Origin of the sequence: Agilicoccus flavus, from assembly GCF_014857905.1 — a bacterium.
GTDB classification, from domain to species: Bacteria; Actinomycetota; Actinomycetes; order Actinomycetales; family Dermatophilaceae; genus Agilicoccus; species Agilicoccus flavus.
The window spans coordinates 1-11508 of the sequence record NZ_JACYXE010000024.1 but is presented as its reverse complement, the minus strand read 5'-3'; the positions used below and the strand labels follow the sequence as shown (position 1 = coordinate 11508).

Below are 11508 nucleotides of genomic sequence, written 5' to 3'. Positions count from 1 at the left end.
CGAGTCCGTCACCGGCGTGCCGTCGATCCGGGCCTCGTAGACGCCGTGTGCGGTTGCGCGCAGCCGGGCGTCGGTCACCTCCTCGCGCGCCTGATCGAGCACGATGTCGCGGGTCAGGACGACGGCGGCGGCGCGGTCGGTGACGGCCGTGATGAGCTGGGCGCTGTCGAGCATGAGCAGAGATCACTCCGGGAGTGAGGGGAACGGTGGGCGTGCCGGGGCGGCAGGTTCAGCCCTTGACGGAGCCTGCCGCCATTCCCTCGACGATCTTGCGGTTGAAGAAGATGAACATGATGAGCGGGGGCAGCGTGACGAGCAGGATTGTTGCGAAGAGCAGGTGGTACTGGGTGAGGAACTGACTCTGAAAACCCATGAGCGTCGTCTGGATCGTCGGGGCACCGCTGCCGGGCAGAAAATACAGGGGGTTCTGGAAGTCGTTGTAGATGAACACCGTCTGCAGGATCGTCACCGTGACGATGACGGACTTCATGACGGGCAGGATGACTCGGAAGAAGATGGACATCGGCCCGGCGCCGTCGACGAGAGCGGCCTCGTCGAGCTCGCGCGGGATGCCCGCGAGGAACGCCCGGAAGAGCAGGATGCAGAAGGGCAGACCGTAGGCGATCTCGATGAAGATGAGGCCGGGCATCGTCTTGAAGAGCCCGAGCTTCTGGAGGACGAAGACGGTCGGCACGATGGCCGGCGGGACGATGAGGCCGAGCAGCACGGCCGCGTTGACGAAGCCCGCACTGCGCCCGCCGCGGCGCTGCCAGATGTAGGCGACCATCGCGCTGAAGATGACGAGCGCAGCGACGCTCACGACGGTGAGCACGAGGCTGTTGAAGAAGGCGATGATCATGAGGTAGTCGCGGGCGACGAAGGCCGCCTGCAGGTTCTCGAAGAGCACGAAGTTCTTGGGCCACGAGAACTCCAGAAGGGCCGACTCGGTCTTGTCCTTCGCCGCGGTGAGCAGGATGAAGGCGAAGGGGATGAGGAAGAAGATCCCGGTGACGATGATGGCGACGCCTCCGCCGATGACTCCACGCACGTTCCTCATCAGTTGTCCTCTCCGCGGTTGAGCCACCAGGTCAGCGGCACCATGATGATCGTGACCAGCAGGAAGAGCACGACACTTCCGGCGGTGGACAGGCCGTAGAAGCCGGCCTGGTACTGCTTGTAGATGACCGAGGCGATGACGTCGGAGGCGAATCCGGGTCCGCCCTTGGTCATGGCCCAGATGAGGTCGAAGGAGCGCAATCCCCCGATGAGCGAGAGCGTGATGACCGAGGCCGTCGCCGGCCGGCAGAGCGGCAGCATGACGTTGCGGACGATCTGGAACTTGCTCGCACCGTCCAGGGCCGCCGCCTCGTAATATTCGGTCGGGATCGACACGAGGCCGGCGATGAATATGACGGTGGCCAGGCCGACCCCCTTCCAGATGTCGACGAGGGCGACGGAGATGAGCGCGAGCGCGGGATCCGTGAGCCAGCCCGGGCCGGCGACACCGATCGTGCCGAGCGCCTGGTTGATGAGTCCGCGCTCGGGATTCATGAGGATCGTGAAGGTGAGTCCCACGCCGATCGTGCTCACGAGGACCGGGAAGAAAATGACCGAGCGCAGATAGCCACGCGCGATGATCTTCGAGGTGAGCATGAGCGCGAGGAGGAAGCCGAGCACGACCTTCGCGCCCGACGTGAGCACGCCGAAGACCAACGTGTTCCGAAGACCCGTGACGAGCGCCTGCTCCCCGAAGAACGCGCGATAGTTGTCGACGCCGATCCACGTCGCGGTGAACAGGTCCCACCGGGTGAAGGAGTAGTAGAACGACAGGAGCGTCGGCAGTGCGAAGAAGACGCCGTAGATCACGGCTGGAACGAGAAGGAAATACAGAGGATAGGGGCCGGTGCGTCGGCGGGACCGTCCGGCGCGGGGCGGCCGGGTGCGCGCGGTGCCGGCCTGGTTCGTCAGGGGCGCGGTGTGGGTCATGGCGAGGTCCTTGGGGGTCTGGGGCGAGAGGTCACTGCCAGCCGGGAAGGCCGAGCTGGTTCGCCTGCTTCTTGACGTCCTGGTCGTAGAGCTCCGCGCCCTTGGTGGCGTCGACCTGACCGGTGCCGACCTGGATGCAGATCTGCTCCAGCGCCGGGCCCTTGACGGGTGATTCGAACTCGAGTGCGGGCGTCGTGGTGCCCGCGCGGAAGTACGCCTGGGTGTCTTTGGCCACCTGCGAGACCTTGGCAGGCAACTGGCACTCGGGGGTGAGGAAGGGGCCCTGCGGCGGGCTCCCCTGGGAGTAGGCGTCGCATCCCGGCTGGGTCGCCGAGAAGGCCACGAACCGCTTGGCGGCTTCGAGCTTGTCGCCTTCGGCCGTCTTGGGGATGTACATTCCGTTGCCCGGCCACACGGTGAGGCCGTTGGTCGCGGCGTCGGGGCCGGGGAGCGCGAAGAATCCGACGTCGTCGACGTGATCGGGCGCGACGTCCTTCAATCCGCTGGCCGTCTCCCCGATCTGCGGGTAGTGCGCGGCGATTCCCGTGGCCACGGCCTTGAGCCCGTCGTTGAGTTTGGCGGAGGCGAAGCCCTTCATGAAGTACCCCTTGTCGCGCAGCTCCTGGATGTGCTGGAAGCCCGCGAGCGCGGCCGGGGTCGTCGCGAACTTGGCCCGACCGGCGGTGTACTGCTCACCGAAGTCGGGGACCGCGGTCTTGAGGTTGTGGTAGTCCGCGAGGACGGGGAGCTGGGCCGTCCAGGACTCGCCGTACGTTTGAGCGAGCGGGGCGACGCCCGAGGCCTTGATCTTCTCGTTGTTCGCCATGAACTCGTCCCACGTCTTGGGGATCTGCAGAGCGAGCTTGGAGTAGAGCGGGACGTTGTAGAAGATGCCGCCGCCGTAGGCCGTGCCCCACGGGCCGCCGTAGAGCTTGCCGTCTCGACCCTGCGTCGAGCGGACGAAGTCGCGGTCGAACTGGGCGGCGCCGGGCAGATCGTCGAGCGGCGTGAGCGTCTGCTCGGGCTTGAGCGCCTGGAGCAGCGAGCCGTTGTTGTAGTGGAAGACCTCGGGCATGTCGCCGGTGGCGAGTCGGGTCTTGACGATGTTGTCGCCGTCGGAGCCACCGGGTCGCGACTCGATGGTGATGCTCACGTCAGGGTTGACGGCGGTGAAGGCGGCGACCATCGCCTTCGCGCTGGCCGTCGTGTTCTCGCCGCTGTCGACGAGGAAGTGGATCGAGACCTTGCCCGCCCCACCTTGACCATCTTCGCTGGTGCCGAGGCTGCCGGCGGCACAGCCGCTCGCCGGGAGGGTGAGGGCCGTGGCCGCGACCGCCGCGATGAGCGGGCGTCGCGTGAAGTTCGTCATTGAAGCCTCCGAGCGGGTGGGAGCGAAGCGTCGGCCCTCAGGTGATCGCTCTCGGCGAGGCGCCTGTGCCTGGGTGCGTGTGCACGAGTCTGGCGCCGTCTCACTCGTGGTGTCAATCGTTCTACACAATTTGTTGGAACGATTCATCCGAGCCCGCATCACCAGGCCGGTCGGGCGGGGGGAGAGGTCAGCTGGTGGCGACGGGCGGGGCGCTCGTTCTTCCGAGACGCAGGGCCGGACCGACCTCTTCGTGGACGGCCGTGCTCCGGTCGCCGAGGATCCGCTCCATGAGGAGCCGGATCGCGGTCGCGCCCATCGTCGGGCCGGACTGGTCGATCGTCGTGAGGTCCACGAGCGGGTGGTCGGCGATGGCCACGCCGTCGTACCCGACGACGGCGACCTCGTGGGGTCCGAGACCTGCGGCGCGTGTCACGCGCAGGGTGTCGAGGGCGAGCATGTCGTGCCCGGCGAAGATGGCCGTCGGGCGTGGCGATCGCGAGAGGAGTTCGGCGACGGCTTCCCCCACGTCGCGATCGACCCCGCGGTGAGAGTCCGTGCCGGCTCCGACCCGTTCGCTGTCCTCGACCAGCCGCACGTAGCTGACCTGCGGCTCGAGTCCGGCGCGCTCCATGTGTGTCACGTAGGTGTCGTGGCGGAGGGTCTGAGAGGCGGTCGCGATCCAGGGGCGCAGGGTGACGTGGGCGATGCGGGTGTGTCCCAGACCGAGGAGGTGGTCGAGGACGAGTCTCGTGCCGGCCACGTCGTCACTGTTCACCGTGTCGAACGAGACCGACGCCTCGTGCCGCCCGAGGAGGATGAGCGGCACCTGGGTGCCCACCTGTTCGAGCCGTTCGAGCGGCACCTTCGAGGCGAGCGCGATGATGCCGTCGACCTGTCGGTCGATGAGCGAGTCCAGGACCGCTTCGGCGCTGAGGTAACCCAGCCCGGGCGCGACGATGAGGTGGTAAGGGGTGTCGGCCAGGACCGTCGCGACCCCGCCCACGATCTGGGTGAAGAAATCGTTCGACAGCTCCGGCAGCTCGAGCCCGATGGTGAAGCTCGACCCGCGCATCGCCCGGGCCGCGAAGCGCGGGCGGTACCCCAGCTCGTCGATCGCAGCCTGGACGCGTTCTCGCATGCCCGGGCTCACCCCGTAGGCGTTGCGGATCACCTTCGACACCGCGGCGGGCGAGACCCCGGCCGTCGCGGCGACGTCGCGCAGCGAGACCTTCCGGCCCGGTGTCCGAGCGACGCTGGGGTCCGCAGGTGTGCTTCCGGTCATTCCCCGTCGCCGCTCAACCTGCGAGGAGATCGGTCGACGTCCACGCGACCCTCGGCTCCCGGGTTGTCGCCCCTGTCCGAGCCATGGATCACCGCGGCCGCGGCCTTCGCTCGGTGGAGCTCCTCGGAGAGCGCTCCGACCGACGACCGGGTGGCGCACGTCAGGTCACTGACGCCGGCCGTAGACCGTCCTCGCCTTCCCATTCCCACACGGTAACCCGGCACCGAACACGACCGGGACAGGCGTCGGCGGGTCGGCCGTCGAGATCATCCGCCGCTCGTCGGCACGTCCTGGGGCGGGCGGGGCGCGGCTTTCGGACGTCCCTCACAGACCCCCGACCCGGCCGGCCGGGGGCGTGAGCCCCGGGTTCGCGCCGAGGAAGTCGACGAGGGCCTGGAGGTCCTCGGGCCCGCCGGTGAGTCGGGTGCCCTTCGTGAAGGCGGTGAAGAGGTCGCCGCCCTCCTGGAGGAAGTTCAGCGTGCTCACGCGGTACGTGCCGGTCGCCGAGATCGGCGTGCCGCCGAGCTTCATCGACCCGGTGACGACCCGCGACCCCTGCGGGGCGGAGGCGTTCCACTCGTAGGTGAAGCCGCGCGAGACCCCGAGCGCGAGCATCGGGCGCGAGCCGCGGGCCGCGACCGGTTGGTACTGCTGCTCGAGGGCCTCCTTGATCTGCGCGCCCGTCATCGTCACGGTGACGATCCGGTTGCCGAACGGCATGACGTCGTAGGCCTCCCGGTAGGTGACCGCCCCGGCAGCCTCGCCGTACTTGGGCGCCCGGGCCAGGCTCGCGCGCACCCCGCCGACGTTCATGAACGAGATCTGGGCGCCACCCTGGTCGGCCCCGTCGGTCGCGGCGAGGATCGCGTCGGCGACGACGTCGGCCATCGGCGTCTCGATCCCGCGGTCCCCGCCGGAGTCGCCGAGGATGTCCTGTGCCACCGAACCCACGACCTTCGAGCCGCGGGCGTCGCCGAGCTTCGTCCACTTGGCGATGAGGGCCTGCTGCGCCGGCGCGGGTGCGACGGCCCGGGTCACGAGGTGGTTGGTGGCCTTGGTGCGGCGCCGGTCGACCTCGCCGGTGCGGCGGTCGATGACGAGCCTGGTCTCGGTGACGGCGCGTCCGTAGTCGGCGGCGCTCGTGACGAGTCGAGGCCTGCCGGCCGGGTCGGGCAGGGAGCAGACGTAGGGCTGGTGGGTGTGGCCGGTGACGATCTGGTCGACCTCGGGCGTCATCCGGGCGGCGATCTGGGCGATCGGCGCCGAGATGCCCGTGCACTGGTTGTACGTGCCGGTCTGGTACCCACCCTCGTGCAGCAGCACGACGATCGCCTTGACGCCCTTCGCGCGCAGTGCCTTGGCCTGCCGGTTCGCGGTGGCGACCTCGTCGGTGAACCGCACGGTCGCGACGCCGGCGGGGCTGACGAGGGTCGGCGTCGCCTCGAGGGTCATGCCGATGAACCCGACCCGCGTGCCGTTGATCCGCTTGATGCTCGTGCCGGGCAGCAGCGTGCCCGAGCCGTCCTTCTTGACGACGTTGGCCGCGAGCCACCGGAAGTCGGCGCCCCGGTAGGGGGCCTTGGGGGTGGAGCAGCCGTCCTTCGGGTGGCACCCGCCCCGCTGCATCCGCAGCAGCTCGGCGGTGCCCTCGTCGAACTCGTGGTTGCCGACCGAGCTGACGTCGAGCCCGAGCGCGTCGAGCGACTCGACCGAGGGCTCGTCGTGGAAGAGGCCCGAGAGGAAGGGCGAGCCGCCGATGAGGTCGCCGGCCGCGACCGTCAGGCTGCCGCGCGCGCCGCCGGGCGCGGTGCGGCGCAGCTTCTGCAGGGTCGTGTGCAGGTAGGCGGCGCCGCCGACCGGGGTCTGACGCGGGTCGAGGGCGGGGGCCAGCGGGGGATCGGTCGCCTCGAGGTGCCCGTGGAAGTCGTTGAAGCTCAGCAGTTGCACCGTCGTGAGCCGGGGGCGGCGCCGTTCGCCGCCGCCTGAGGTGGAGGACCCGGCGACCGTGGCCTGCGTGGCCTGCCCCTGGGCGGCGGAGGCCGTGGACGCGGGGGACGCACCGGGGGCCGTGGACGCCGTCGATACCGCCGCGGTCGCCGCAGGAGGCGCGGCAGCCGCCCGCTCCGCCGCCCGGGCCGTGGCCGGCGCGGCCGGGGCGCCGGCCACGAGCGACATCGCGGTCAGCGGGACGACGAGCGCGGCGACGGTGGTGACGCGGCGGGTGGGGCGAGGTGACATCGGACCTCCTGGCGAGGGCTGGGTCGAATCGCCTCACCCTAGGCCGGGATCCACCTCCCGCGGCAGCCCGCGCGGTGAATTCTCGGTGTCACCGGGGCGCCCCGGCTTCGTGGCGTCGCGCCTCGATCTCGTGCCGCCCGGGGCCGACGTCGCGGCGGTCGTCCTGCGCCGACCAGCCGTCCGGCAGCTCCAGGCGGGCGACCGTCGAGGTGGGGACCTCGAGGCGCACCACCGCGGAGTCCCCCCGCCGCTCCCACGACACCGCGAGCCGCCCGTAGGGGGTGCCCACGTGGGCGGCGCAGTGATCGAGGAACCCGTCGAGGTCGGGGGCGATCCGGCTCACGCGGTAGCCCGGCTCGACGAGGTCGATACCGGCGAGGCGGCGCACCATCGCGTCGACGACGCAGCCGAAGGCGTAGTGATTCATCGACACGAGGTCGACACTGCCGTCGGGGTGTACGGCGTTCCAGCTCTCCCAGATCGTCGTCGCGCCCATGTCCACCTCGTAGAGCCAGGAGGGGATCGTGTCCTGGCGCAGCAGCCGGCGCGCCAGGTCGGCGTGCCCGGCGTCCCAGAGCACGTCGAGCAGGTAGGGGACGGACAGGAAGCCGGTGTCGAGGTGGTCGTCCGCCGCGTGCACGAGCTCGACGAGCCGCTCGACGAGGCGCGGGCGCAGGTCCGCGGGCACCATGTCGAAGGCGAGGGCCAGCACGTAGGTGCCCTGCAACTCGGTCGTGAGCCGCCCGGAGTCGTCGACGTATTCGGCGGTGAAGGCGGCCCGGACGTCGGCGGCCCGGCGCCGCAGGTCGGGAGCCGCGCCGGGGTCGCCGGCGAGCTCCTCGGCCCGGGCGAGCAGGTCGAGGGAGTGGGCCTGGAAGCACGGCCCGACGATCTCGTGGGTCGTCAGGGGGGCCCGCATCATCGCGAGGAAGTCGTCGTCGCCCGCGAGCGTCGACGGGGCGAGCCAGTCCCCGAAGTTCAGCGCCCCGTTCCACAGGATCCGGTGCCGTTCGCGCTCCTCCGGGGTGAGGTCGGCCGCGCGCACCCGCCCGGGGAGCAGCCGTGTCGCCTCGCGCGTCTGCCAGTCGACCCAGTCCCGCATGGCCTGCAGGTTGTCGCCCAGCACGCCGGGGTCGGCGTACCGCTCGAAGAGCGCCATGGGCGTCATCGTCACGACGTCGCCCCAGCCGGCCGCGCCGTCGATGAGGGTCAGGGCCCCGGCGAGGGCGGGCCCGCCGGCGTCCGGCGCGGGGGCGGGTTCCGGAGCGGGGGTGTCGGTGGCCGTGGCGGGGTCGTCGACGCCCGGCGCCATCGCCGGCGGCATCGGCACGATGATCGGCACCATGCCGCCTCGCCGGGCCTGCTCGGCCCGCAGGTCGGCGAACCAGCGCCGGAGGAACGCGGACACGCCCATGAGCGTCGCCGCCGTCGGCGCGAAGATCTGCAGGTCGCCGGTCCAGCCGGCCCGCTCGCGCTGCGGGCAGTCGGTCGGCACGGCGAGGAAGTTCGCGCGCTGCGACCAGCGGGTGTTGGCCACGATCGCGTCGAGCCGCGGGTCGGAGCCGGAGAAGTCGCCGGTCTGCTCGAGATCGCTGCTCAGCACGACGGCGACGAGGTCGCCGGGGTCCAGGTGCCCGGGCCAGCCGACGACCCTGACGTAGCGGAAGCCGTGGAAGGTGAAGAGCGGCTCCCACGTCTCGCCGTCGGGATCCCCGCGCAGGACGTACTCGTCGACCTGGTCCTTGTTGACGCCGATGATGTTGCGCAGGAACCCCCCGTCGCGGTCGACGACCTCGGCGTGCTCGAGACGCACGACGGTCCCGGCCGGCCCGGTGACGCGTAGGCGCATGCGCCCGGCGACGACCTGCCCGATGTCGACGACGGCGGCGCCGTCGGGGGAGTGCGTCACCTCGCGGACGGGCAGCTCGAGCACCCGGCGCACCGGTTCGCCGACGAAGGGCACGATCGGGGTCGGCACGTCGACGACGCGGACGGCCTCCCAGTCGGAGTCGTCGAAACCCGCGGCAGCCCAGCCGTCGATCGCCGCGCGCGCGTCGTGGCGCTCGCCGATGAAGAGGTCCGAGTAGTCGATCGGCCCGCGGGAGGAGCGCACGGACTCGCCCGGCACGATCGTCTGCGACGAGCCGTCGGCGTAGACCACCTCGAGTTGCCAGCTCGCCCGCAGCCGGTCCCCGTACTGCGCGCTGCGCCCGAGGATCGAGATGCGCCCCGCCCACCAGCCGTCGCCGAGGACGAGCCCGAGGACGTTGTCGCCGGCCTCGAGCGCGGCGCCCACGTCGTGGGTCGTCGCCGGCAGCGCGTGGTGGTAGCTCGCGTAGCCGGGGGCCAGCACCTCGTCGCCGACCGGGGCGCCGTTGAGGAAGGGTTGCTGGACGCCCTGGCTCGTCACCCGCAGCCGGGCGCGGACGGGGCGCTCGCGCAGGGTGAAGCGGTGCCGCAGGTACCGCGGCGGGTGCAGGCGCTCCCCGGGCGGCGTGTCCTCCCGCGGCGCGAAGAGCTCGGGCCCGACGCCCGTCGGGCCCTCGACGACGACCGGGCTCTGGGCCGGCTCGAGCCACGGCGCCGACCAGCCGCCCGAGGCCGAGGTCACCCCGACGCCGAAACGCCCCTGCGCCTCCAGCTCCGGGCCGTCCTCGAGCCGCACCCGCACGGTCCACGCGTAGTCGCGTCCCTCCGCCGCGGTGAATCCGGGGACCCGTTCGGCGACGCCGCCGGGGCCGTCGATCCAGCCGGTGTCCGTCGTCGGCCCCGTGTCCGCCCCGGCCGGCCGGTCCTCCTCGACGACGATCCAGTGCGCGCTCACGCGCACGCCCAGGCCACCGGGATCGAGCACGTGCCAGCCGAAGCGGGGGCGGCCCGGTTCGATCGCGAGAGGCTCGCGCAGGTCGTCGACGCGCAGATGGCCGAGCCGGGGCGACGAGAACGCCCCGTCGTTGGAACGATTCATGACGCGGGAGCCTAGCAGTGCCGAGCCGTCTCCCGGGCGCCTGCGCAGCAGCAGATCGGGGCCACGTGGGCCTTGTGGATCCGCCTCCGCGCCGTTACGCTCGGCGAAATTGATTCGTTTCAACGGCGGAACGAACGGGTTCGAAGGAGAGCAGCCCATGACCAGTGCCCACGAGCCGGCGCACCGGATGCCCAATCCCTGGTACGTCGGCGTGGTGTCGGGCATGGCGTCCTACATCGACGCCGCGGCGATCGTCAGCAGCGGCATCGCGCTCGTCATCTACCAGCACACGATCGGCCTCGGCGCGGACCAGATCGGCATCCTGTCGGCCACGCTGACCTTCTGCATCGCCATCGGCGCCCTCGTCGGGGGGCGGCTCGGCGACCGATTCGGCCGCCGCTCGGTCTTCATGGTGACGATGGCGATGATCGTCGTCGGGAGCGCGCTGCTCGTCTTCACGACCTCGTTCGCCATGCTCTTCGTGGGCACCATGCTCGTGGGCCTCGGCACCGGGGCCGACCTGCCCGTCTCGCTCGCGACGATCGGCGAGGCCTGCGACGACCGGAACCGCGGGAAGATCATCGGCCTGTCGAACCTGCTCTGGGTCGGCGGCATCATCGGCACGATCGCCATCGCCTCCGTGGCCGGCGGGCTTGGCCGCCTCGGCGGACAGATCATGCTCGGTCAGGTCGGCGTCATCGCCTTCGTCCTCTTCTTCCTGCGCATCGGCATCCCGGAGTCCGCGTCCTGGGCGCAGGCCCGCGACGAGCGCCGCGCCGGCGTCCAGACGATCCGCGCCGACAAGGTCGCGTTCCGCGACCTCATGGGCGCGCAGTACCGGCGCCCGTTCCTCGCGCTCATGGGCTTCTACTGCCTCGTCAACCTCGCCGCGAACACCGGCGGCCAGTTCGGCACCTACCTCGCGGTCAACGTCGTCGGCATCTCGGTCGAGCTCAACTCCCAGATCGGCCTCGCGATGTTCCCCGTGGGCCTCATCGCCGGGCTCTGGTTCATGAAGATCGTCGACACGCAGCGGCGCATGAACTACTTCGCCCTCGGCGCGGTCGTCTACGCACTCGGCTTCATCCTGCCGGTCGTCTTCGGCTTCAACCTCGCCACGCTCATCGTCATGCAGCTCTGCCAGGGCGTGGGCGGCGCCTTCGCCTTCGAGGGCATCCTCAAGGTGTGGATGCAGGAGTCCTTCCCGACCCTGCTGCGCAGCCAGGCGCAGGGGTACATCATCGCTATCGCCCGCTTCGCCGCCGGCGCCCTCGCGCTCGTCACGCCGCGCCTCATGGGTGCCGGCCCGCAGGTGCTGTACGCCGGGCTGTCGCTGCTCGTCGTCGTCGGCCTGCTCATCGCCTGGTTCACCTTCCGGCGCGGCGTCGCCAATCAGTTCGACGTCGAGAGCGAGCTCGACCCGGCGGTCGCGCCGGCCTAGTGAACCACCCGTCACCGTTCGTCGATCACCCCCATGTGAAGAGGACCCCCATGCTCGACCACGCCCAGATGATCACCGCCGAGGCGCCGCGTGAGGCCGCCGTCGTCCTGACCCGCGAGCTGGGGCTGACCCGGCCCGCCGCCGACGTCGCCTCGGCCCGCCTGGTCGCCACCGCCCACGGCGTCTACGAGGCACGGATCGACGGCCGGCCCGTCTCCGGGTCC

At 70.9% G+C, this 11508-nt stretch carries 8 protein-coding genes; 2 read left to right on the top strand and 6 right to left on the bottom strand.

Annotated elements, in window-relative coordinates; translation table 11 throughout:
* Positions 1-229: 229 nt before the first annotated feature.
* The 6 genes from ICW24_RS18905 to ICW24_RS18880 form a co-directional block, all read right to left on the bottom strand.
* Positions 230-1057: a carbohydrate ABC transporter permease gene (locus tag ICW24_RS18905; RefSeq protein ID WP_226347278.1), complete on the bottom strand. Its 828-nt coding sequence runs from the start codon at positions 1055-1057 to the stop codon at positions 230-232.
* A complete protein-coding gene (locus ICW24_RS18900) occupies positions 1057-1986 on the bottom strand; it encodes a carbohydrate ABC transporter permease (RefSeq protein WP_226347277.1) in 930 nt (309 codons plus the stop codon). The genes ICW24_RS18905 and ICW24_RS18900 overlap by 1 nt, the downstream gene beginning before the upstream one ends.
* Positions 1987-2017: 31 nt before the next feature.
* Positions 2018-3355: an ABC transporter substrate-binding protein gene (locus ICW24_RS18895; RefSeq protein ID WP_226347276.1), complete on the bottom strand. Its 1338-nt coding sequence runs from the start codon at positions 3353-3355 to the stop codon at positions 2018-2020.
* Positions 3356-3542: 187 nt separating this feature from the next.
* Positions 3543-4637, bottom strand: coding sequence for a LacI family DNA-binding transcriptional regulator (locus tag ICW24_RS18890; protein ID WP_226347275.1), 1095 nt, complete (start codon positions 4635-4637; stop codon positions 3543-3545).
* A gap of 324 nt (positions 4638-4961) precedes the next feature.
* Positions 4962-6875 (bottom strand): bifunctional metallophosphatase/5'-nucleotidase, encoded by a 1914-nt coding sequence (locus ICW24_RS18885; RefSeq protein WP_226347274.1) that lies wholly within the window; start codon positions 6873-6875, stop codon positions 4962-4964.
* 88 nt (positions 6876-6963) lie between these two features.
* On the bottom strand, positions 6964-9843 hold the full coding sequence (locus ICW24_RS18880) for an alpha-L-rhamnosidase (RefSeq protein WP_226347273.1): 2880 nt from the start codon (positions 9841-9843) through the stop codon (positions 6964-6966).
* A gap of 157 nt (positions 9844-10000) precedes the next feature.
* Here ICW24_RS18880 and ICW24_RS18875 point away from each other — a divergent pair, with 157 nt between their 5' ends.
* Positions 10001-11284 carry an MFS transporter gene (locus ICW24_RS18875; protein WP_226347272.1) on the top strand — a complete coding sequence of 428 codons (1284 nt, stop codon included), beginning with the start codon at positions 10001-10003 and terminating at the stop codon, positions 11282-11284.
* Between the two features lie 35 nt (positions 11285-11319).
* A partial coding sequence (locus tag ICW24_RS18870) for a hypothetical protein (protein WP_226347271.1) occupies positions 11320-11508 on the top strand: 189 nt, incomplete at its 3' end.